The organism is Modestobacter sp. KNN46-3 (genome assembly GCF_011039295.1).
Map to the genome: position 1 here is coordinate 60,107 of NZ_JAAKGN010000005.1, position 21,845 is coordinate 81,951.

Here is a 21,845-nt window from a genome sequence, read left to right on the forward strand (position 1 = left end):
CCTGCGGCTCTGCCTCTGGTGCTGGCCCCGCCCTTGGTGAGGGCCCTACCCTGGTGCTGGCGCCGCGCCGGCCCTGCGCTGGCTGCTGGCCGGCGGATCGACATGTCCACCCCGTTCGTCGACGCGATGCTGCCCGACGGCTCTCGGCTCCACGTCGTGATGCCCTTGGTCAAGCGGCTAGCAGGCAGAGGGAGTAGCCGCAGTACTGTGTCAAGAGATGGGAACGAGCCACGCCTTACCGGGCCGCCGAAGTCGTGGCCTGCTAGCGTTCGCCATCGACTTTCGGGGGGGTTGAGGACCGCATGGCGTCAGATCGGCAGCGCAGTGGCGATGCCTGGGTGAGTCGCGCGGCCGCCGGATCTCGAGCCGCCCGCAAGCGCATCAGAGGCCGCAGGCAGAAGGTTCCCGCTGCTATGCGCGTGTCTAGATTCGTCGCCGCCTCCGAGGTTGCGGGCCATCAGCGCTTGAGGCTGGAAGACGTTGACCTGCGCATAGACGTGCGCCGACCAGGCGTGTACAAATACCCGCCTGCTTTCAAGCGCGCGAAGCGAACCGAAGACTTCTTCGACACTCTTGCTTCGCTGTCCCCGGTAAGGGGAGCACTGTCGTACGAAGAGGCCGTGGCTGTTCGCGCGAAAAGCAAGTAGACGCGGACCTAGCATGCTCGTATTGTCTGCCGATTGTATATATGAACTTTTAGTTGCTGGTCCTCTATCCCGACCGGTGGCAGATCAGCTTGCTTTGGCGCGCAACGACTACTTGGCGCCGCCCAACCTGTACATCGACGTGCTTGAGCTGCTTCTGAGCAACCTGGCTGTGGGCGTCTTCACGGTATCCGGCGAAGTCGAGCAACGCATGCGAGTGTTTGACCGTCTGCCACTCAAGGTGGTGAGTGGGTCACGCCTGGTTAGACACTATCTGGACCTTTATCATCAGGGCCTCCCCAGCTCGGATGTTCTCTGCATCTGTGCGGCCTTGACGCGATCGGCTCCGCTCTTGACCACGCGCGGCGACTTAGCGCAAACGGCCCGAGAGCTGGGTGTTCGAGTGATACATATTTCCTAGCCCCGACTGCTGATGAGAGGGCGCGACAGGCGTGGCGGATACAACTGTGGGCGAAAGTGAAGAGTCGAGTCAGCGTGCCCATACGCGCGGGCTTGGCGACATGAACCCGTGGGTAGCCGCCCTGATCGCCCTAGCTATAACAAGTTTGTTCGCTTACGCGATCGTCGTAGCTATCCACGCGTCGGACACTGCGCCAATTCCAGCAGATCCCAGTGCCGGCACTGACGGTTACGATGCTTTTGCGCGCATCATTCAAGTAATTGGACTGGTTACGCCCGTCTTGACCACTATCCTCGGCTTCTACTTTGGGGTTAGGGCGGGCGCTGGTGGCCGGGAAGCGGCCGAGACGCGTGCTGTTCAGGCCGAAGATAGCGCTCGCGTCGCAACCGGTAGTGCGGCTAGAGTCCGCCAGGCCCTAACCGCTATGGACGCTGCCCTCGCGGGTAGCGACCAAGCCGAAGAGATTAGACGTGAAGTTCGGGAAACGTACCCGGACGCTTTCGATTTGCAAAGTTGGCTCGGATCTGTGCGGGACATCTCGCCACCTACAGGCCGCTGAGGGCTAGGCGCAACGTCCAAACTGTCCGTGGCAGACGCCATTTGATCGTAGGGGGGACTGCCCGAGCCGCTAGGAGCTGCACTGCTCTCCGACGGCTACGTCCCACTGATAGGCCACGGCGGAAACATAGGCTGGGGCCGGAGTGCCGCTGGTCGAGGGGCTGCAGCAACTGGCCGACCGCACCTCACTCGATCCGCTGGCCCGGTTCGTCGACGGCCTGATCGTGGCCATCGAACGCGGCACCCCGCTGGCCGAGGTGCTGCGGGTCCAGGCCGCCGACGTCCGGGAAGCCGGCAAACGCCGGCTACTGGAAGCAGGCGGGCGCAAGGAGATCCCGATGATGGTCGCAAACGTGAGGCGATCACCTTCCTAAGCGGGCTGTGCCTTCCCGGTGGTGACCTCTCGGCTCCTGGACTTCCTCAGCCTCCGCCACTCGCCGATCTCGCGCCGCCCCTGACGAACGACCGACTCGGCCCCCACCGAGGCAATCGGATACAAGAGGCCGAACCCCGCCAGCGCGGTGGCACCGGCTCCGCTCAAGAGGAGTCGGCCGTCTGTCCGCGCCTCGGTGGCTTGGGTCGCGGCATATGCGGCGAGGGCCGTACTGGCTGCTACGGCTGCCTCCGCTTGCTCGGGCGGCACCGGGGGAAAAGTAGGAAGAGACTCAGCGCCGCCCGCGAACTCCAACACGTCCGGAGGTACGGCTGGGTAGCCGTCTAGGTTCGCCCCACCATCGGCTAGGGCATGAGCGACAGCGACCGCCGCGTTCTGGCGGTGGACGTCAGCAAGTTTGTAGTAGTCCGACGCCGACGAGTTCCACATCGTCGCTAGTACCAGCAGTACGGCACCAGCAGCGGCCTTGAGGACCATGTCGCCCCACCGGCGAGGGGCATCGGGTCGGCTGGAGGAGTCGGTCTCGGTCATGGTCGGCAGCCTTCCCTGAGCTACCGACAGAACTGCTGAGGGCATGAGCAGTTCCGAGCGACCTCAGGACGGTCTGCCCTGCGGTGGAGAGTCAGGCCCTTCTGGTGCGGACTCCATCACGCGTGCGTGATGGCTGACACCAGGCTCGACGGTATGGCTTACTCGCTTTCGGGAGGGAATATCTCCGTCGTTCCGGGAGGGGCCGTATATGGGGGTTGCGGCAAGGGGTGGTTCAACGATGGATATTTTGCGTCATCCAAGTCCGGTGGCGGGTATGCGCAGAACAGTTGGTCGCCCACGAGTTCTCCATAGATATTCCGCCGCAAACTTCCTGTAGATGTGGTCACGAAGAAGCTGGGCTGGTCATCGATGGCATCCAACCCGTGGGGCAACGCCTCTAGTCCGACAAGCCCAGGGATTTCGGAGTCCTTAGATGCGAGCACAACGCGCAGGCGTTTGACCGCCTGAGTGTTGGGATGAACCAGGTCGATACGCATGGACCCATCCGATGTGCGGTAAACGAATTCTCGCCACCGCACCGGAAGGTAGTACCCCACTATGCTGAGGCCGTCGATACCTCCGCTCCGAAGGTGCTCAATGTCTTCTTCGTCGAAGATGACTGTCCTCGTTCGCCCTCTACTCGCCCGCCCACAAGCGAGAGCGTCGGAGAAACCCAGCTGAAACGATGGGCCGAATGCGGGGTTTGTCAATCTCCAGGAGTGAACGCCCATACCCTTGGGGCGACCCTGCTCATCCCGACCCGAGCGGACACCCTGTCCAGAGAATTGCAAAAAGCCGTCGGGGTGGTGTGACAACTTGAGTCGTCGATCGTCGTCGTCGAGAACTGCAATATCTTCAGAGTCGGTCAGCCGAAATTGCCCCTCAGGCTTTGCATAGTTCACAGTCATCCTGGCTGCGATTGCGCGATTCAGTGGGTGATACGGCGCGGTGACGTAGTACGAGCCGTCGCCGCCAAAGAAGATCTTGAAGAGATCTACTGTCTTGCCACCAATGCGATAGGCGATGGTGTAATCGATGGTGCGGGCCATCGAGCTCGCCCCCCCTTATAGAGCTGCTGGACCCAGACCCTACCGATATAGCAGAGCCCGCCAGAGGCGGCACTGCCTCCGGCGGGCTCCGTCATGTTCTCGCCCCCGCGCTGGCACGGCCTACGGCCTGAAGAATCCGATCGTGGGCCGTCCATCGCTCCGGCGAGCGGCCTGTCCCGTCGGCGAGGTCAGGTCCCGGTGGCGTTGACGCTGGACCAGGTGGTCAGTCGGGTCAGGCTCCGACGGTGATCCGGACGACGGCGGCAGGGTGCGCCCAGCCGAGCCCGGCCCGCAGGATCCCGCGCACGGCAGTGCGGTCGGAGGTGAAGAACGGCGACGGGTCCACGGTCACCGTGGCGTCCTCGCGGAGCACCACGTAGTTCCGGGAGCCGTCGAGCGCCCAGACGTGGCCCGCCGTGACCGCCGGGGAGACCAACAGCGGCACCCCGAGGATCTGCCGTCGAGACGGCTGGGTGGGGTCCTGTCCCAGCAGCGGCGTGTTCAGCGCCGTCCCGCCGTTCAGCGTGGCCAGGGCCAGGGCGTCGGTCGGGTTGGCCACGAACGCGGTCACGGTGGCCCCGACGTTCTCGGCGAGGGCCTGCGCCTCGGCGAACGGGTCGAGGTCGGCGAACGCGGTCCCGGCGGCGACGGTCTGGACGTTCCCGGCCGTCGTCGGCAGGGCCTCCAGCCCGGCCGGTGCCGGTGCCGCCAGGTTGCCGAAAAACGCGGCTTCGAGCTTGCGGGCGATGTCCCGAGCGAGACCGTCCCCGACGACCTGGGCGGCCTCCGGGGAGCTGTCGGCGGCCAGCTCGTTGGTGATGATCGTCAGCCCGGCGAGCTTGCTGGGGCTGACGTCCAGCTCTGCGATCGTGGCGTCGGAGACCGCGATCTCCGCACCCTCGACCACCCAGGCGGCGACGGGGTCGTGGTTGACCATGGGGATCCGCAGGGTCGTGCTGGTGGTGCGGACGACGGTGGTGACCTCGGGGCGGGTCGCCAAGGACAGGGCCAGCACGGGCTTGACGAGCAGATCGGCGACCTGCTCGGGGCGCAGCAGGGCAGCGCCGGTGGACGTGGATGCAGTCATGGAAGTGGCTCCGCTGGAGTCGATGAGGACTCCTGGGGGCCACAGACCCACTCAGGTCGCGCCGCTGGCGCGTGAGTGCTGATCCGGCGGCGAGCCACGGGCTGCGGCGACGGATTAGCTGAAGATGATCATGCCACGTTCGAAGCGAGCACACCAACATATTCGCGGAATCGCCGCGCAAATCATCGCAGCCTCCTGCACCGGCGCGTCTACCCTCGCCGACTGTGACTCATCCTCCGGCAAGCTTCGCTTTCCGCCTGCGCTTCAAGCCGCGAGGCGTATTCCCTTTTGCGCACGAGGAGCACGAAGTAGTGCTACATGAGGCCGTCGACGTGGTAGTCAAGCTGCGCGCAGTGGGCTCCTCGACGATCGGCGACTCAAAATGGCTAGCGCTCTACGGAGAGAGGTATTCGTCTGAGGACGAGGCGGCGAGCGCGGGGAATCACTGGAGGGACGCCTTCGAGCGAGCGCTCGCCGCGTTCCGCGTTGCAGCCGACTTCGGTGAGCGGAACACTGATGGTTGGCTCCATCCCAGAATGCTAGCGATTGCCTCTGAGGCTTCCGGAGGGCCAGTCCTCAATGACGTACACGGCCTCATGGTCATACCCGCAGACCAGAACGTGTCGCTCTTCCGCGGCTCGGCGTCTGGCTTTGCGACGCAGTCCGTCGAGGCACTGCGACTAACGCTTGCCAGCGGCCTCAACAGGCGAAGGCACGCTCAGCAAAGGCTCGCATTTGATCTCTACAGCGCTGGCCTGATGGCACAGTCGGTAGACGCAAAATTCCTTCTACTCATCGCCGCCGTGGAATCCCTAATGACAGAATTCAACCGGGCGGCGGAAGTGCAGATTCTTGTTGACGCACTTGTCTTGAAAGTTACCCAGGCGACCATCGACGCGGTCGAAAAGGAGCGTCTAACGTCAGCTGTGTCCCGATTGAAGGTCGCCTCATTTGGCCAGCAAGGCACGCAGCTCGCCCTTTCTCTAGGCGACCGGGAGTATGCGGGCGATTCTGCGGTGAAGTTTTTCAAGCGGTGCTATCGCATCCGGGGACGTGTCACACATGGAAGCGCGACAAGGCCCTCCCAAGAAGACTTGACGGCTATCACGGGTGGGCTGACGCAATTCGTGGGTGATCTGTTGGCCGGGCCAGACCTCGTTGATGAGCTGATCGACCGGGGACGCAACGCGCGGCCCTGACCCAGCATCGCCACGTCCGGCATGAGCCGAGCCACCGACCGGTAACCCTCGGATTGATCACCGGCCGGTGGTTACCTCGTCACCGTGAGCGCAGCACCTGCCCCCATGACGTGCCACTGCCGCTGTCGACCGGTGTCCGGCGGCCCTGGCCAAAGCTGGTCCCGCGCGGGGCGGCCTGAGCAGGTAGGGCTTGGAGTCGCCCAGGGCGGCGACAATCCCGAGCCGCGCAGCCGTGCGTCGCGCAGAGCCCGGACGGCGGCATGAGGTCTGGTGCGTCTGCTGGCCCTGGCCCTGGCTGGCCGCCTCGCGTTGCGGCGGCGCTTGACCTGGCCGCGCGTGGTCGCTGCATGGCCCGTGCGCCCGCTGTGCTGGCCGTGAGCGTCCGCCTGAGCGTTGCCGGGTATCAGTTTGGTGGGCCGCTGCTGCCAGCCCCTCAGATCGCCGTACCTGACCCCGGTGGAATGGCTGCCCAGTACCCCTGGGGGTAGCACCCCCTGGGCACTCAGGGGCCTCATCGCCGGGTCTTAGCAGCCGGGGTGTTGCCACGGTATTGGGGCCAGTGAGGTGGATTCAACTGGCCGTGAAAGCTGCCTCCCGGCAACCGGATTCCGTCAACTGAACCAGTAGGCTCGCCTTGTGCTCGAACGGGTCAAGCGCCACGGACTCATCCCGACTGCCCTGGCCGTCGGCAGCGCCACCTTTCTATCCGACGTTCCCGAGTTTTGGCCGCTCGGTCAGGAGATCGGCATTGCAGTTATGGGGCTCGGCTACTCCTACATTGCGGCCCACATCTTCAACTGGCTGGTTGTCGAGCGTCCTCGGGCGGAAGAGTACCGCGCCCACTACAGGGCGTCGGTGCTCAGTCTTCACCGTCTCGCCACCGTCCCCCCCATCATGATTTACGCGGTCTTCGCCGAAAGCGGGATGGCGCAGAACAAATGGGAGGCCGATAGCCCCGAAGAGATTGCAGACGCTTTGAAGCGCATCGATTGGGGATACTTTGACGTGCATAGTCACGACCTATTCGCGTCCATGCGCAGAGCGATCGAGCAGCATCGGGAAGCCTATAAGGCCGTTATTCCCTTCCTGAGTAAGTTCGAGCCGCGAGTGTCTGCGGCCATAGCTAGGCTCGACTCAGCCGGCATTCATGAATACTTAAGAGATGTCGAGGCGGCTCCTAGGTTCATGACTGACGCGGGCAATCAAATTTTCCTCGCGCGCAAACTCTTCGAGTATCAGCATCTCGGCGACGAATTGCGGAACGCTCTGGGCGACTCCCGGTTCATGCCAGGTCGGCAACAATCGCCCAAGTGACCAGCTCGCCCCTTGGTTGCGGTGCGCTGTCCCGCGTCGTGTAGCTCCCTAGATCTGGCTTGCTCATTAGCTTGGCGAGGGTCGGTCGCGTCATCCCAGGGTGCTCGGCGGGGCGCTATCGGAGCCGCCCCGCCGAGCATCGCCGACTCTGGTCAGCCGATGCGGTAAGTGATGCCGAAGTGAGCCGTCACGGTGAACGGGTCAGGGTCGGCGAACCGCCGAGCCAGGTCGGGGGCATCAACCGACAGGTGATCGATAGCGGCGACCCGCCCCAGGTCGTCGGCCATGTTGCCGACCTGCTTCCGAACGGCCTCCTTCATCATCTCGACCACGGGCTGACCCATCAGCATCTTGTCCGGCCACACCTTGCAGACAATCTCAACCGTCATGCGCCGGTCACCCTTGCCCCGTGAATGGGCCAGCACCTTGTAGCTCATTCCCTCCGACTTGGCCGCGCCCTCGACCGGCTCGTAGCTCAGACGCACGCCGTCGCGCTCGCCGCTGTACGTGACAGCGTTCCGGAGGACATTCCGAACGACATTGGCGTACAGGGAAACCTGTCCGTCAGTCGGCTCGGCGTCGAGCGTCGGAACGGCCATGAATGCGCGCGTGACGTTGACGGCAGTCGGGTCCTCGAAGTAGGTGCCGTACTTCTGGCTGGGCCACGGGTCGATCTGAACGCTGTAGTTCCGCGCCCGACATGCCTTCTGAATGGCATCAGCGTTCAGCGGAGCATGGAGAGCCCCCCGGTAATAGGTCAGGAAGAGCTTGGCGGACAGAATGCCCGCCTTGTTCACTCCGGCCTTCTCCTGCACGATGAACAACACCGGGGAACCGTCGTCGTTGGGCTTGGTGTCAGCCTTGATGGTCACGACCTGCACGAGCAGCTCACCGCCGTAGACGTCGGCCAGGACGTTGGCGAACAGCTCGGCAACCGTGGTGTCGTCGTTGATGAGGGCACGCTCGGCACGCTTGACGTTGTTCTCGCAGCCCGTGACCAGTAGGGCGGCGACGTCCTGGGCAGCGTGGACGTCCAGCCACCGCCCCTTGTGGTTGGCGAAGTCGGAGAGGCTGGCCTGTCCGCTGGCGAGGAAGGCGCTCAGCTCCTCGGTGGCGGTCTGGCACTGGTCGTTCAGGGTGAGGGCTTGGGCGTGGGTGGCCTTCTCCTGGGCCAGTGCACGCCGGGACAGCTCGGCGGCGGTGGGTTCAGCGGGCTTGGTGGTCGTCGTCATGGTGGGTTCCTCACTGGTGACCTGACCCGTGGGGGTTTCAGTCGTCGTCTCCGCGTCGGCGGAATGGTTATCGGTGGTGTTGTTGGTCTGGCTGTTGTTGGGCTTGGTCTTGCGATTGCGTGCGGAGGCCGGCGTCGTGTTGATTGCGCCGGGATGTGGCTCGGGCATTGCTTCCTTCCTGAGGGCCTGCCCGTTTCCGGGCAGGCCGAAGAGACCTGCGGACAGGCAGGTGTGTGTGATGGGGTTGGGGCATCGGCGCAGTGGTCTCACAGAGACCGCCCATGCCTCTAACTGGAGATGGTGGGCGCGGAGCACCCCTCAGTCCCTAACTCGTATTGCCGTTGAGATCAGGTCTGGCGGGCGCGGAGCGCCCCCAGTGATTGACCTGAGCCTGTCTTTCCTTATGGCTGGGCATGGTGGGCGCGGAGCGCCCCTCAGTCCCTAGCTCCTATTGCCGTTGAGATCAGGTCGGGTGGGCGCGGAGCGCCCCTCACCCGTAACTCCTTTCGCCGTTGAGATCAGGTCTGGTGGGCGCGGAGCGCCCCTCACCCGTAACTCCTTTCGCCGTTGAGACCAGGTCTGGTGGGCGCGGAGCGCCCCTCAGTCCCTAACTCCTATTGCCGTTGAGATCAGGTCTGGTGGGCGCGGAGCCCCCCAGTGATTGACCTGAGCCTGTCTTTCCTTGTGGCTAGGCATGGTGGGCGGGGAGCGCCCCTCACCACAAACTCCTTTCACCGTTGCCTAGATGATCTATAAGAGGAGAGGCCCTGAGATCCCCGGAATTCCGGGAGTTTCCGGACTGCCATTTGGTCTGTAGGGCCAAGCGACTTGGCCTCACGGGCCAACTTCCGACTCATTCGTTGGCCTGTAGGGCCAACTTCGTCAGTCGTGCACGGCGCACGGAGCTGGCGATCCCCACGACTTCTGGAAGACGTGACGACTGAGGACCAGACAGCGCACCGTGGACTCGTCGGTGATGTAGCCGAGTCGTTTCGCGGCCTTGATGGCGTCCGACACGCTGTCTCGTCGGGCCGGTCGCACTTCGCCCGTCGTGACGTCGATGGAGCCGAGCACGTCGGCCAGCTCGCCGGAACGGAAGCGGGCATGACCATTCCGGTCGTGCTGTCCCATTGCGGCGAACAGGACCCGGACGGCGAGCGGAGTCACCGCACCGTCCTTGGCCCACCGAGTCATCTCCTGCTGGGCATAGGCCCCCCACTCCGAGCCCGTAGCGAAGGTGATGCCGCGTTGGGGTGGACTCACCGTTGAGCCTTGGCCATGCGCGCGGCTGCCTCGGCGAAGGTCACCCGGCTCCGGTCGCCCGCCTGTTCGACCACGGGCGAGGCGTCCTCGCCGGTCTCCCTCCACACCCGACGACGCGGGGTCGCCCTACCTCCCATCAGGGCATCCGAGGGGACGTAGGCCCGGGAGTGGACCGTCCACGTCCCATCCCGACGGCGCTCGACCGAGATGGGCACCGGGTGACCGCCGGACCCAAAGTCAGCTTCGATGCTGAACACGGCACCGGCAGGCGCTCCCTCGACGTCGGCCCTGGTGAGCACCAGGTCATGGCCTGGCATGACGTCGACCCACCGAGTCAGGTTCCACGGACGGGCGGCTCCCTGATCGGCGGTCATGCGGCCCACTGCCCGCCCGTGAGTGACCGCCTGGGCTCTGTCGGGTCCGAGGACACCGAGACGTCCGTGGCGGTCATTTCAGATGCGCTGACGGGCTCACCTGTGCGCCAGCCGTTCACGGCCGGAGTGGGCAGCGCGGCCACCTTGGCACGACACGAACCGCACGGCGGGTGGACGACGCTGTACCCACACTGAGCCGCCCACGCGGCCTGAGCCGCGCACGGGTGGCAGTCCAAGACGGCGAGCCACCACCGCTTGACCTGCTCCCACCGCTTCGCCTGTCGATGTGACTCTGGTGCGGTCACGCCGCACGCCCGCTCTGGACAAGGCGGGCCTGCACGAAGCGAGCCAGCTCCTGCGCGTCGTAGAGAACGATGCCGCCCACCTTGTGGAACGCGAGACCGCGTCCGTTCGGGTGGCATGCCCAGTTCTCCAACGTGCCCACGGACAGCCCCAGGTAGCGGGCAGCCTCGGGACGCCGCACGTACTGGGGCAGGTTCCCGGCGCTCACTGGTCATCACTCGGGAGGACAGCAGCCAGCTCCGGGCCGGACAGCGAGACGACACCGGAGGTCTGCACGCGCCCAGCGGCGACGAACACATCCAGGTCCCGCCGGGAGTACATCACCCGGTGGCCGACGCGGTGGAACGGCGGGCCGATCAGCCGGGCTCGCCACGTGCGGAGGGTGACCTCCGGGGTGAACAGGTAGGCCGCTGCGGCGTCACTGGACAGCCACTCGACCTGGTCGGGGCAGTGGTTCCACCACGGCTGGGCGCATGGCGCAGCCGTCGGGACGGCGGAGATGAACGATGGACCCTCAGGGGTCCGAGATGCGCTGGTCACGCATTCCTCCACAGGAGATGTGGAGGGGAGCTTCCTAGTAGCTAACCGAACCGACGGAGGGCACGCCCAGGGAAACCCCCCTCAATGGATAGGGACCCTGTAGATACAGAGGTCCCGTGGATTGGGGTGGTTTCCGGGCGACTGCACAGTGCCTCCCGCTTCGCGGGCAAGGCAGCGTCGGAGTATTCAGTTAGTTAGGGCGCTTGTCCGACCGTGGTGGAGTCTGCTGCAGAACTAGCGGGGACGGCGCTGCAGCGGTTCGGAACTCGTTGGGACGAAGTTAGCACACGACCACGACTCTGCGTCAACGGGCCGATGCTGTGAGTCACACCGGCCCCAGGGGACACAAGCGCCCCAGAGTGGTCCGCACGCAGGATGTCCACGCCGCCGGTAATACCGCCTTGTTACCCATGGAGTTACCTATGGCGCCGGGAGCCCTTGCCGATCGCCGTGGATCAACGTGGGTGTTGCGAGGGGCAAAGAAGCAGGTCAGATCGGAAGCGGGTGAGCGGATGAGAGTCCGGGGGAAAGCCCGTGGACGTACGGTCTGCGATGCACTTGGTCGCAGGTTCGATCCCTGCCGGGCGCGCCACTGGCTCCCTCGTCCCGGGTGTACGCAGGCGCCGGCTGGCCCGATCAGCCGGCTGGACGCGGTCGGTCGTCGGGGCGCAGACCGCGCACCCCGCCGACCGACTCGGTCGTCGCGACCGGACGACTCCTAGTCGTCGTCCTCTTCCTCCTCGTCGACCGTGCCGCCGTCCTCGACCACGCCGGTGTCCTCGCCGCCCTCCTCGTCACCACCGCAGGCGGTCATGGTGAACGACGCAGCGGCGATGGCGACACCTGCGGCGGCGGAGCGCCACCGGTTGCGGCGTGCGGGCAGGGAGATGCTGGTCATCGTTCTCCTCGTGGTCGATCGGCCAGGGCCGACGTCGGGTGTACGCACGGCCGACATGCCCGGCGTCCCGCGGTGCCAACCCCGGATCACCGCCGTCGTCAGGGAGCGGCGAGGCCCGGGGGACCCGGCACGGGCCGGGCCGGACGGTCAGCCTGCGCAGGGCGTCTCGGCGCCCGTGTCAGGGAAGCGTCCGGAAGGTGCCCGAGGCGACCACCGTCCGGTCCGTCCCGGTCTCCAGCTGGTAGTGGTAGGACCTGTCCGGGGCGAGGCTGCGGGTGATGGACAGCGGGACGACGTCGTTGCTGGTCGTGCGGTAGGTGTAGAAGCCGGTCTGCGAGCCGAACGGTGCGGCGGAGACCCGGAGGGTGGTCCGCGTCGTGTTCGGGGGGACGTACGCGGACACGGTCACGCCGATGCGGCTCGGGGTGACGGTGTGCTCCCACGGCTGCGGGCTGGCCGCGGGCTCGGAACCGGCGCTCGGGGTGGCGTACCGGTTGAGGACCCCCTCGATGATCGTCCCGAACTGACCGTTGCGGGCGTGGCCGACTCCGGCCGGGTGCTCGTGCGACGTCTGGAAACCGCGGTCGGCGTACCAGGCCTCGCCGACCTTGGCCCCATAGGGACCGTTCAGCGAGTTCAGGCCGCCAGGCGCGGACCCGTTCGTGTCGGTGTCCAGCTCGCCGGTGTCCCAGTGCATGTGCACGTTGGCCTTGAGCGACGCGGGGAACGCGTCCGCAGCGACCGCGGGTGCGCCGCCCCCGCCGATCACGATGGTCCCGCCGCCGGTCAAGAGCTCCGAGTGCCGGGGGAACAGGAACCGGGTCATCAGCTGCGCGCCGGTGCTGTACCCGCCCAGCCACACGCGGTCCCGGTCGATGTCGTACTGGCCGTGGACCGAGTCGATCAGCGCGGCGAGGTGGTCGGCGTACCCGGTCGGGTCGCCCCGCTCCCAGCACTGACAGGCGCGGTTGGGGCTGGAGGGCACCAGCAGGACCATGTTGTGCCGCTTCGCCACGGCGACGACCCCGTTGACCCCACCCAGTGAGTAGCTGGCCGACGGGTTCTCGAACCCGTACTCGCCGGTGCCGTCGGCGTAGACGAGCAGCCCGACCGGCTGGGAAGGGTCGATCCCGGCCGCGTACACGTGGTGCTGGGCGGTGTACCCGGCGCCGGTGAACGTCTGGAACGTGCGGTCGGTGAGCGGGCCGCCTGATCCGCCGGTCGGGGCCGCGGCAGCAGGCGTGGCGATGGCGGTGGCGAGCAGCGCGACCAGCGCTGCCAGCACGATGCGGGACGGGCGCACGAGGGCTCCAATCGCGTTGAGGGGTTCGGACATCTCGCCGACGGGGTGCGTGGGCGACCCGTCTGTTGCGCGGCTGATGTCACAGGCCGGTCACAGCCTGCGGGGTCGGCGCGAGGCACGCCCGAGGATGCCGAGAGAGTCTTCTCACCGTTCAGCAGCCGGTTGCTCGCGGCGCCCGGCCACGAGCGAGCGGGTTCGGCCGCCGACGAGCCTCCGACCGCACCGGCTGGGCCGGTCCGTCGTAGCGCGCGCCCCGATGGTCGGTACGTCGGTCGATAGCCTGCCCCGCCATGGGGCTCTTCGGGACGTTCACCTACAGCGACGGCGCCTGGACCAGCCCGGACGCCCGCCGCGAGCGGTACCTGGTCATCGACGTCCACGACAGCGACATCGCGACCATCGACTACCGGCCGACCGGGGACGCCGGTGGCCGGTGCTACCTCGGCTTCCAGCCCCGGGTCTACTTCGAGGACCCGACCGCGAGCGCGCCGGTGGACAACGACGCCGAGGCCCGCGGGCTCGCCCACTGGGCGCTGCTGGCGACCGGGCGGGAGGTGGACCCACAGGACGTGGCCGCCCTCCTGGCGCCGGACGACGAGGACGACGAGCCGGAGGACCTCTTCGTCGAGGAGACCGTGCGGCGTCTGCTCGAGCTCACCGGCGTCCCGGTGCCGGAGGAACTGGCCGAGGAGGCGCTGACCGGCGAGGAGTGAGGAGGCCTCCGGGACGGCCCCGTGGCGAGGTCACGGGCACGGGACCAGATCGCCCTGATCGGTGCCGGGAGGGACACCAACCGCAGCTCTTCGCCGTCGCTGCGGAGCCGGCCCGCACGGGAGTGGCGCCGCGCAGCTGACCGTCGGCCGTCAGCCGGCGGGGCGATCCGACCGGGCGACCCAGCCGATGGCCGGGGCGACGTGCCGGGCCACCGTCTCCAGCAGGTGGGCGTTGTACTCCACGCCCAGCATGTTGGGCACGGTCAGCAGCAGGGTGTCGGCGTCCCGGACGGCGGCGTCCTTGGCCAGCTCCTCGGCCAGCTGGTCGGGCTCGCCGACGTAGCTCTTGCCGAACCGGGCCCGCACGCCGTCCAGGATGCCGACCTGGTCGTCGCCGCCCTGACCCGAGCCGAAGTACTGCCGGTCGAGGTCGCTGGTGATCGGCAGCACGCTGCGGCTGACCGAGACCCGCGGTTCGTGCGCCCAGCCGGCTTCGGCCCAGGCCGCGCGGTAGAGCGCGATCTGCTCGGCCTGCAGCTGGTCGAAGGGCACCCCGGTGTCCTCGGACAGCAGGGTTGAGCTCATCAGGTTCATCCCCTGCTGCGCGGTCCACACCGCGGTCTGCCGGGTGCCCGACCCCCACCAGATCCGCTGCCGCAGCCCCGGGGACTGCGGCTGGACGGCGAGCCGGGCGGACGCCCCGCCGGTCATCCGCGGATCGGCGTCCACGACGGTGGCCCCGCTGATCGCGGTCAGGAACAGCGCCGTCTTCTCCCGGGCGAGGTCGGCGTCGCTGCTGCCCGCCGGCGGCACGTAGCCGAAGGCCTCCGAACCACGCAGGGCCGTCTCCGGTGAGCCGCGGCTGATGCCCAGCTGCAGCCGCTCACCGATGAGCAGGTCGGCGGCCGCGGCCTCCTCGGCCATGTACAGCGGGTTCTCGTACCGCATGTCGATGACGCCGGTGCCCAGCTCGATCCGGCTGGTGCGCATGCCCATGGCGGTCAGCAGCGGGAAGGGCGAGGCGAGCTGCCGGGCGAAGTGGTGCACCCGCACGTGGGCGCCGTCGAGGCCCAGCTCCTCGGCGGCCACCGCCAGCTCGACGCTCTGCACCAGCGCGTCCCGCCCGGTCCGCACCTGCGAGCCGGGGATGGGCTGCCAGTGCCCGAAGGACAGGAAACCGATCCGCTTGTCCACTGCACTCACCTCTCGTCGTCTGCACTGCGGCGAGCGTCGGCGGGGCCGGGGGTGTTCCCGGGAGCCACGGTGGGATGACCCGGAGCGGTGCGCGCGTTGCCGGATGTGTCCAGAGCCACAGCGAACCGAGGAGCAGGCACATGCGCGCGACCGTCGAGGACACCGTCATCGCCGAGGCACCCGAGTCCGAGCTCGTCCGCATCGAGGGCAACTGGTACTTCCCGCCGTCGGCCGTCACGGCCGGCACGCTCACCGAGAGCCCGACGGCCTACACCTGCCCGTGGAAGGGGCCGGCCCAGTACTTCGACGTGGTCACGCCGGAGGGCACCCGCAAGGACGGCGCCTGGAGCTACCCCGACCTCAAGCCGTCCGCGGTGGACCGGGTCGGCAAGGACTTCGCCGGCTACGTCGCCTTCTCCCGAGAGGTCACCATCGCCGAGTGACGGGCCGCGGGCGGGGTCGGTGTGTCGCAGCGGACCGGCGGGACGACTGAGGTCAGCCAGTCACGGAAAGTGACGGCACGAACACAATCGTCCCGCGCAGGTTCCCCGGCTGGGGGCGGGCCATGGTCCAGGCTGTCCGGGTGACCACCCCCGCCCCCGAGTCGCCAGGCGCCCCCGGGCCCGCCGGCGCTGCCGGGCGACGACTGAGCGCGGCCGACGTGCTGCTGGCCGACCGCGGCCAGCTCTTCCGTGCCCTCTTCCTGTCCGCGCCCGTCGCCAAGGCCGTCGTCGACCCGGACGGCCGGCTGCTCGTCGTCAACCCGGCGATGTGCGAGCTGACCGGCCGGACCTCCGGCGAGCTCGTCGGCCGGCACCTGGACCTGCTCACCCACCCCGACGACGTCCCCCTCGAGGACCGCGCGGCCGAGCACGTGCCCGGCACCCCGCTGCTGGACCCCCAGCTGCAGGTCGTCGGCGAGCGCCGGTTGCGCCGCGCGGACGGCAGCAGCATCTGGGCGATGCAGACCCAGGAGCTCGTCCACCACAGCAACGGCGAGCCGCAGTTCGTGCTGCTCACCCTGGTCGACGTGACCGACCGCCGCCGGGTCGAGGACGACCTGGTCCGGCGCACCTTCACCGACCCGCTGACCGGGCTGCCCAACCGGCGGGCCCTCACCGAGCGGCTGCAGCGTGCCCTGGCCGCGTCCGGCCGGCGCGGGACGCTGGTCGGGCTGCTGCACCTGGACCTGGACCGCTTCACCGCCGTGAACGACTCCCTGGGCCACGAGGGCGGCGACCAGTTGCTCTGCCAGGTCGCCGACCGGCTGCGCTGGAGCACCCGGGTGGAGGACACCGCCGTCCGCTTCGGGGCCGACGAGTTCCTCGTCCTCGCCGAGGACGTCGAGGACGTCGAAGGGCTGCACACCCTGGCCGACCGCCTGCTCGGCGTGCTCGACGAGCCCTTCCACGTGCTCGACCGCGAGGTGACCCTGTCGGCCAGCGTCGGCATGACGCTGGGGTCCGACCTCGCCCCCGAGGCCCTGCTGCGGCAGGCGCACAGCGCGCTCGCCCGGGCCAAGGCCAGCGGCGGCCGTGGCCGGATCGAGGTGCACGACGAGGCGCTCGGCGAGGGCTACGTCGACCAGCTGCAGCTGGAGACCGACCTCCGGCACGCGCTGGAGGCCGGCGAGCTGCGGCTGTTCTACCAACCGATCGTCGCGCTGTCCGACGAGCACCTGCTGGGCTACGAGGCGCTCATCCGCTGGCAGCACCCGACCCGCGGGCTGCTGCCCCCCGGCGCGTTCCTGTCCGCCGCCGAGGACAACCGACTCACCTCCCGCCTGGGCGCCTGGGTGCTGCACCAGGCCTGCTGGGACGCCGCCGGCTGGGACCCCTCCCTCCGGGTGCACGTGAACATCTCCGCCCGGCACCTGGCCGAGCCGGGCTTCAGCGAGCTCGTCGCCGACGCCCTGGCCGAGTCGGGGCTGGCGCCGGACCGGCTGGAGCTGGAGATCACCGAGTCGACCGCGCTGTTCGCCGCGGACGCGACGCTGCACGCCGTCGACACGGTGACCGAGACGGGCGTGACCCTGGCGCTGGACGACTTCGGCACCGGCTACTCCGCCATCACCGCGCTGCACCGGCTGCCCATCCACACCCTGAAGATCGACCGCTCCTTCGTCGCCGACATCGTCGCCCAGCCGGCCACCGCGGCCCTGGTGCAGGGCCTGCTCCAGCTCGGTCAGGGCATGGGCCTGCAGGTGATCGCCGAGGGCATCGAGGACGGCGAGCAGGCCCGCTGGCTGCGCGAGCACGGCTGCGCGATGGCCCAGGGCTACGCCTTCGGCCGGCCCGCCCCGCTGCCGGCCCGCGAGCTCGACGAGTACCCGGCGCCCCCGCGGCTCGGTGACCTCGACGACCCGCCGGTGCACCCGACGCCGGACCCGGCCCCGGCAGCCGATGACAGCTCCGCCGCCGGGCCCCAGCCGGAGTGGTCCGGATCGGACGACGACGAGCCAGGACCCGGGTTCGACCTGGGTGCCGCGCTCGCCGAGCAGGACCTCGACGGGTCCGGCCCGGCCGTGGGCAGCGCCGCCGTCCCCCAGCTCGACTCCTTCGAGCTCCAGGGGACCACGTCGGAGCCCCCGTCCACGCCGTCGGCCGACGCCCCGGTGCGCGACGAGGTGCCCGAGGCGGGGTCACCGCAGGGCGACTCCTTCGACCCGGGCGTCTTCCGGCCCTCCAGCGCGCTCCTGGAACTGCGTGCGCTGCTGGCCGCCAACGGTGCCCCCGACGCCCCGGGCGTCCCCGGGCCGCGGGAGCCCGCGGAGCTGGGCGACCTGCGGGCGCTGACCGCCGACCCGACCGACCTCTCCGGGCTGCGCCCGTGGCTGGAGTCCTTCCAGCAGCGGCTGGGCCTGGACACCGGCGACCTGCCGGAGGTCGGCCGCAGCTGACCCGGGGAACGGACCTGCGCGTCCGTTCCCCGGGTCAGGAGTCCGTTCCCCTGGTCAGGAGTCCGGCACGGTGACGACGCCGGCGCGCAACGGGAGCGCATCGGGTCGCTTGGCCGCCCGCCCGTCGCCCGAGGACTCACCGCGCAGCCGGCGGCCGATCCATGGCAGGACGAACCCGCGCACCCAGGCGAGTTCCTGGCCGACCACCTCCCGCACCGGCAGCGGCGGCGCCGGGTCCAGCGGGGTGCGCCAGTCCGTGTCGTCGCCGGCCACCGGGACGCCCAGCGCGGCCGCGGCGGCGAGCGCCGTCCGTCGGTGCCCCTCGGGCGTCAGGTGGATCCGGTCGCCCGGGTCCCACATCCGCGCGTCCTGGACCCAGGAGGCGCCCCACTGGTCCAGCACGACGGCGCCCTGCCGGGCGGCGATCGACCACAGGTGGGTGTTGAAGACCGCGACCCGGCCCCGGGTGCGGCGGATGATCGGCGTCTGCCGTGGGTCCACGCCGGTGGCCAGCAGCACGTCGGCTCCGGCCGCGCGGAGGGAGGCGACGGCGGCCTCCAGGTCCGCGGCCAGCTGGTCGGGGTCGGCGCCCGGGCGCAGCAGGTCGTTGCCACCGGCGACCAGGCTCACCAGGTCGGGTCCGGAGGCGAGCGCGACCGGCACCTGCTCGGTCAGCACCTGCGCCAGCAGCCGGCCGCGGACGGCGAGGTTCGCGTACTCGACGGTGCCCGACGGCGAGGCCGCGGCGAGGTGCTCGGCGAGCCTGTCGGCCCAGCCCCGGAAGGAGTCCGGCGTCCCGGGCTCGGGGTCGCTGAGGCCCTCGGTGAAGGAGTCCCCCAGCGCGATGTACCGCTGCCACGTCCGACGATCACTGCCCGGTTGCACGTCCCCTACTGCACCACGCCCCACCGGGCGCCAGGGTGACGGGGTCCGGCCGGCCCCCGCGTCGCCCCGTTGCCGCCGGCCGGCTCAGCCGACCTCGTCGCCGGGCCCGCGGGCGCCCTGCGGGGCGCGCGCCGGGCCGGTGCCCGGGGCCGGCACCCCGCCCGGTGTCCGTCGGCGAAGCTCCTCGGGCACCAGCTCCATCAGCTCCTCCGGCAACAGCGGGAGGTCCAGCAGCGAGAGCTTGACCCGGCTGCGGTCGGCGGCCAGCCAGTCGTCCAGCCGCACCAGCAGCCCGGCGTCCGCGCGGGCCTCGACGTGCAGCTCGTCCCCCGGGCCCAGGCGACCGACCACCAGGCCGTCCACCTCCACGGCCGGGTGCCCGGCGGTCTCGGGCAGCGCCAGGTGCAGCGGCTCGTGCGGCCCCAGCACCACGGTGCGGTCGATGCCGTTCAACGGCGCCGACGGGGTGACGAGCACGCCCGCGGCCCCGGGGGACATCACCGGACCGCCGGCGGCGAAGTTGTAGGCCGTCGACCCCATGGGGGTGGCGATGATCAGCGCGTCGCTCCGGTAGTGGCCGTAACGGCGGCCGGCCACCGACAGGGTCGCGTCGACCATGCCCTCCCCCGGCACCCGGGCCAGGACGACGTCGTTGAAGGCCACGGTCTCCCAGCCCGGCCCCCGCACCACCAGACAGCTGCGCGACTCCAGCGTCGAGCGGCCCTCGGCCAGCGCGGTGAGCGCCCCGTCCAGCTCCTGGCCCTCGACCTCGGTGAGGAAGCCCAGCCGGCCGAAGTTGACGCCCAGCACCGGGACGGGGTCGGCGACCACCATCCGCATCGCGCCGAGCAGCGTGCCGTCACCGCCGAGGGCGATGATCCCGTCGCAGCTGCTGGCCAGCTCGGCGACGTCCACCGGCGTCACACCGTGCAGGTGCAGCCGCTCGACGTCCGCTGCCGCGGCGACCAGCTCCACCCCGTGCGTCGTGGTCCAGGCCAGCACCTGGGCCACCGCGCCCACGCAGTCGCGGTGCGGGTGCAGCACGAGGCCGATCCGGCTCCCGTCGTGCACCCGTCAGCCCCGGTACGTCTCGAGCAGGCGCAGCCAGCTCTCGCTGATCGTCGGGTAGGACGGGACGGCGTGCCAGAGCCGGCTGATCGGCACCTCGCCGACCACCGCGATCGTTGCCGAGTGCAGCAGCTCGGCCACCCCGGAGCCGACGAACGTGACGCCGAGCAGCACCTCGCGCTCGGTGTCCACCACGGCGATCGCCGTCCCGGCGTAGCCGTCGGCGAAGAGCGAGGCGCCGGCGATGCTGCCGATCGGGTACTCCACGACCCGGTGCGGGACGCCGGCGTCGGCGGCCTCCACGGCGGTCAGCCCGACCGCGGCGACCTGCGGGTCGGTGAACACCACGCTCGGCGTCGCCCGCCGGTCGGCGGTGGCGACGAACGGCGACCAGTCGGCCAGGTCGACCTCCTCGTCGCGCGCCCGGGCGACGATCGCGGCGCCGGCCTGGCGCGCCTGGTACTTGCCCATGTGGGTCAGCTGCTGGCGGCCGTTGACGTCGCCGACGCCGTAGAGCCACGGGACGCCGGGCACCTGCAGCGACTCGTCGACGTCCAGGTACCGGCCCGGCTCCAGGCCGACCGTGTCCAGCCCGATCTCGTCGGTGTTGGCGGCGCGGCCGGTGGCGACCAGCACCTCGTCGCCGCGGAACTCCCCGTCGGCGGTCGTGAGCACCACGTCGCCGCCGTCCTCCCGGCGGGCCGAGCGCACCTCGCTGTTCAGCCGGACGTCGACGCCCATCGCCCGCAGCGACGCCTCGACCGCCTCGCCGGCGGCCGGCTCCAGGGCCGGCAGCAGCCGGCCCCCGCGCTGCAGCAGGGTCACCGAGGAGCCCAGCTGCTGCCAGGCGGTGGCCATCTCGCTGCCGACGTAGCCGCCACCGAGCACCAGCAGCCGGCCCGGCGCCTCCTTCGCGCTGGTCGCCTCCCGCGGGGTCCACGGCTGCACGTCGGCCAGGCCCTCGACCGGCGGGACGGCGCCGCGGGACCCGGTGCAGACGGCGACGGCGTGCCGGGCGAGCAGCACCAGGTCCGTGCCGTCGTCCTGGGCCACGACGACCCGCTTCTCCCCCACCAGCCGCCCGTGCCCGCGCACCAGGGTGATCCCGGCGCTCTCGACCCACTGCGCCTGGCCGGCGTCGTCCCAGTGGCTGGTGAAGCCGTCCCGGCGGTCGAGGGTGGCGGCGACGTCCTGCTCGCCGGTGACCGCGGCCGCGGCGCCGGACACGGCGCGGGCCTGGGCCAGCGCCTCGCTGCCCCGCAGCAGCGCCTTGCTGGGCATGCACGCCCAGTACGAGCACTCGCCGCCCACCAGCTCGCTCTCCACCAGCACCGTGCTCAGCCCGCCGCGGGTGGCGATGTCGGCGACGTTCTCCCCTGTCGATCCGGCACCCAGGACGATGACGTCGTACGTCTGCTTCGCAGTGGTCACCTCGGCATTGTGGTCGACTGACCCCCGTGCCTGTCGATCCCGCCGACCACGCCGCCGCCCTGCGCCAGTACGCCGCGGGGGTCGTGCTGTTGACGGTGCGCGACGACATCGACGACGTCGGGACGACGGTCACCTCGGTGATGAGCGTCTCCGCCGACCCGCCGCTCATCGCCCTCGGGCTGGCCGCCGACGGGTACCCGGCCGAGGTGCTGCAGGGCATCGGCAGCGGCGCGGTGAACGTGCTGAGCACCGACCAGGCGATCCTGGCCAGCCGGTTCGCCTCGGCGGGGCGGCCCAGCGCCCGACACCTGCTGGAGTCGGTGCCCTGGCACCGCGCCCCGGTCAGCGACGCGATCGTGCTGGACGGCGCGCTTGCGGCGCTGGACTGCACGGTCGCCTCGGTGGTCGAGGCCGGCAGCCACGTCGTGGTGCTGCTGACGGTGGAGGGCGTCCCGGTGCTCGGGGACGGCGACCCGCTGGTGCGACTGCGCGGCCGCTGGGCCGACGGCGTCGGTGCACCCCTGCGGCGGCCGTGATGCGGCCGC

General features: G+C 69.5%; 20 protein-coding genes. 7 read left to right on the top strand and 13 right to left on the bottom strand.

Annotated features, from left to right (window positions below):
• Positions 1 to 1,766 precede the first annotated feature (1,766 nt).
• On the top strand, positions 1,767 to 1,997 hold the full coding sequence (locus G5C62_RS28840) for a hypothetical protein (RefSeq protein WP_241175671.1): 231 nt from the start codon (positions 1,767 to 1,769) through the stop codon (positions 1,995 to 1,997).
• Here G5C62_RS28840 and G5C62_RS28845 read toward each other — a convergent pair.
• The 3 genes from G5C62_RS28845 to G5C62_RS28855 form a co-directional block, all read right to left on the bottom strand.
• Positions 1,994 to 2,548 (bottom strand): hypothetical protein, encoded by a 555-nt coding sequence (locus tag G5C62_RS28845; RefSeq protein WP_164699940.1) that lies wholly within the window; start codon positions 2,546 to 2,548, stop codon positions 1,994 to 1,996. The two genes, G5C62_RS28840 and G5C62_RS28845, sit on opposite strands and share 4 nt — an antisense overlap.
• Positions 2,549 to 2,706: 158 nt before the next feature.
• A complete protein-coding gene (locus G5C62_RS28850) occupies positions 2,707 to 3,597 on the bottom strand; it encodes a hypothetical protein (protein WP_164699939.1) in 891 nt (296 codons plus the stop codon).
• A 232-nt stretch (positions 3,598 to 3,829) separates the two neighbouring features.
• On the bottom strand, positions 3,830 to 4,684 hold the full coding sequence (locus tag G5C62_RS28855; RefSeq protein WP_164699938.1) for a phage major capsid protein: 855 nt from the start codon (positions 4,682 to 4,684) through the stop codon (positions 3,830 to 3,832).
• A gap of 311 nt (positions 4,685 to 4,995) precedes the next feature.
• Between G5C62_RS28855 and G5C62_RS28860 the strand changes: the two genes are divergently transcribed.
• Positions 4,996 to 5,883 carry a hypothetical protein gene (locus G5C62_RS28860; protein ID WP_164699937.1) on the top strand — a complete coding sequence of 296 codons (888 nt, stop codon included), beginning with the start codon at positions 4,996 to 4,998 and terminating at the stop codon, positions 5,881 to 5,883.
• Between the two features lie 636 nt (positions 5,884 to 6,519).
• Positions 6,520 to 7,197, top strand: a complete 678-nt coding sequence (locus tag G5C62_RS28865) for a hypothetical protein (RefSeq protein WP_164699936.1) — start codon at positions 6,520 to 6,522, stop codon at positions 7,195 to 7,197.
• 152 nt (positions 7,198 to 7,349) lie between these two features.
• Here G5C62_RS28865 and G5C62_RS28870 read toward each other — a convergent pair whose 3' ends face one another.
• From G5C62_RS28870 to G5C62_RS28895, 6 genes are all read right to left on the bottom strand, one after another.
• On the bottom strand, positions 7,350 to 8,597 hold the full coding sequence (locus tag G5C62_RS28870; protein ID WP_164699935.1) for a hypothetical protein: 1,248 nt from the start codon (positions 8,595 to 8,597) through the stop codon (positions 7,350 to 7,352).
• Between the two features lie 714 nt (positions 8,598 to 9,311).
• A complete protein-coding gene (locus tag G5C62_RS28875) occupies positions 9,312 to 9,596 on the bottom strand; it encodes a hypothetical protein (protein ID WP_164699922.1) in 285 nt (94 codons plus the stop codon).
• Between the two features lie 771 nt (positions 9,597 to 10,367).
• Entirely contained in the window at positions 10,368 to 10,577 is a 210-nt protein-coding gene (locus tag G5C62_RS28880; RefSeq protein ID WP_206330445.1) for a helix-turn-helix domain-containing protein, read from the bottom strand.
• On the bottom strand, positions 10,574 to 10,909 hold the full coding sequence (locus G5C62_RS28885) for a helix-turn-helix domain-containing protein (protein ID WP_164699934.1): 336 nt from the start codon (positions 10,907 to 10,909) through the stop codon (positions 10,574 to 10,576). Before G5C62_RS28885 ends, G5C62_RS28880 begins: the two co-directional genes overlap by 4 nt.
• Positions 10,910 to 11,627: 718 nt before the next feature.
• Positions 11,628 to 11,807: a hypothetical protein gene (locus G5C62_RS28890; protein ID WP_036336483.1), complete on the bottom strand. Its 180-nt coding sequence runs from the start codon at positions 11,805 to 11,807 to the stop codon at positions 11,628 to 11,630.
• A 178-nt stretch (positions 11,808 to 11,985) separates the two neighbouring features.
• Positions 11,986 to 13,143, bottom strand: coding sequence for a hypothetical protein (locus tag G5C62_RS28895; protein WP_164699933.1), 1,158 nt, complete (start codon positions 13,141 to 13,143; stop codon positions 11,986 to 11,988).
• Positions 13,144 to 13,400: 257 nt separating this feature from the next.
• Between G5C62_RS28895 and G5C62_RS28900 the strand changes: the two genes are divergently transcribed.
• Positions 13,401 to 13,823: a hypothetical protein gene (locus G5C62_RS28900; RefSeq protein ID WP_164699932.1), complete on the top strand. Its 423-nt coding sequence runs from the start codon at positions 13,401 to 13,403 to the stop codon at positions 13,821 to 13,823.
• A 150-nt stretch (positions 13,824 to 13,973) separates the two neighbouring features.
• On the opposite strand, the gene G5C62_RS28905 is transcribed toward G5C62_RS28900, so the two are convergent.
• A complete protein-coding gene (locus G5C62_RS28905; protein ID WP_241175670.1) occupies positions 13,974 to 15,026 on the bottom strand; it encodes an LLM class flavin-dependent oxidoreductase in 1,053 nt (350 codons plus the stop codon).
• A gap of 131 nt (positions 15,027 to 15,157) precedes the next feature.
• Between G5C62_RS28905 and G5C62_RS28910 the strand changes: the two genes are divergently transcribed.
• Together G5C62_RS28910 and G5C62_RS28915 are read left to right on the top strand one after the other, a co-directional pair.
• Positions 15,158 to 15,460, top strand: a complete 303-nt coding sequence (locus tag G5C62_RS28910; protein ID WP_036336479.1) for a DUF427 domain-containing protein — start codon at positions 15,158 to 15,160, stop codon at positions 15,458 to 15,460.
• A gap of 140 nt (positions 15,461 to 15,600) precedes the next feature.
• Positions 15,601 to 17,916, top strand: coding sequence for a bifunctional diguanylate cyclase/phosphodiesterase (locus G5C62_RS28915; RefSeq protein WP_241175669.1), 2,316 nt, complete (start codon positions 15,601 to 15,603; stop codon positions 17,914 to 17,916).
• Between the two features lie 54 nt (positions 17,917 to 17,970).
• Here the strand turns inward: G5C62_RS28915 and G5C62_RS28920 are convergent, their stop codons facing one another.
• The 3 genes from G5C62_RS28920 to G5C62_RS28930 form a co-directional block, all read right to left on the bottom strand.
• Positions 17,971 to 18,801 carry an SGNH/GDSL hydrolase family protein gene (locus G5C62_RS28920; protein WP_164699930.1) on the bottom strand — a complete coding sequence of 277 codons (831 nt, stop codon included), beginning with the start codon at positions 18,799 to 18,801 and terminating at the stop codon, positions 17,971 to 17,973.
• 84 nt (positions 18,802 to 18,885) lie between these two features.
• On the bottom strand, positions 18,886 to 19,872 hold the full coding sequence (locus G5C62_RS28925; protein ID WP_164699929.1) for an NAD(+)/NADH kinase: 987 nt from the start codon (positions 19,870 to 19,872) through the stop codon (positions 18,886 to 18,888).
• Between the two features lie 3 nt (positions 19,873 to 19,875).
• Complete coding sequence (locus G5C62_RS28930; protein WP_164699928.1) at positions 19,876 to 21,300, bottom strand: NAD(P)/FAD-dependent oxidoreductase; 1,425 nt, start codon at positions 21,298 to 21,300, stop codon at positions 19,876 to 19,878.
• Positions 21,301 to 21,326: 26 nt separating this feature from the next.
• Between G5C62_RS28930 and G5C62_RS28935 the strand changes: the two genes are divergently transcribed.
• On the top strand, positions 21,327 to 21,836 hold the full coding sequence (locus tag G5C62_RS28935; protein WP_052091254.1) for a flavin reductase family protein: 510 nt from the start codon (positions 21,327 to 21,329) through the stop codon (positions 21,834 to 21,836).
• The last annotated feature ends 9 nt before the right edge of the window (positions 21,837 to 21,845 follow it).

Coding starts and splice junctions, on each gene's coding strand:
- G5C62_RS28855 (WP_164699938.1), bottom strand. CDS start 4,684: ATGACTGCATCCACGTCCACCGGCGCTGCCCTGCTGCGCCCCGAGCAG.
- G5C62_RS28845 (WP_164699940.1), bottom strand. CDS start 2,548: ATGACCGAGACCGACTCCTCCAGCCGACCCGATGCCCCTCGCCGGTGG.
- G5C62_RS28895 (WP_164699933.1), bottom strand. CDS start 13,143: ATGTCCGAACCCCTCAACGCGATTGGAGCCCTCGTGCGCCCGTCCCGC.
- G5C62_RS28890 (WP_036336483.1), bottom strand. CDS start 11,807: ATGACCAGCATCTCCCTGCCCGCACGCCGCAACCGGTGGCGCTCCGCC.
- G5C62_RS28850 (WP_164699939.1), bottom strand. CDS start 3,597: ATGGCCCGCACCATCGATTACACCATCGCCTATCGCATTGGTGGCAAG.
- G5C62_RS28910 (WP_036336479.1), top strand. CDS start 15,158: ATGCGCGCGACCGTCGAGGACACCGTCATCGCCGAGGCACCCGAGTCC.
- G5C62_RS28900 (WP_164699932.1), top strand. CDS start 13,401: ATGGGGCTCTTCGGGACGTTCACCTACAGCGACGGCGCCTGGACCAGC.
- G5C62_RS28870 (WP_164699935.1), bottom strand. CDS start 8,597: ATGCCCGAGCCACATCCCGGCGCAATCAACACGACGCCGGCCTCCGCA.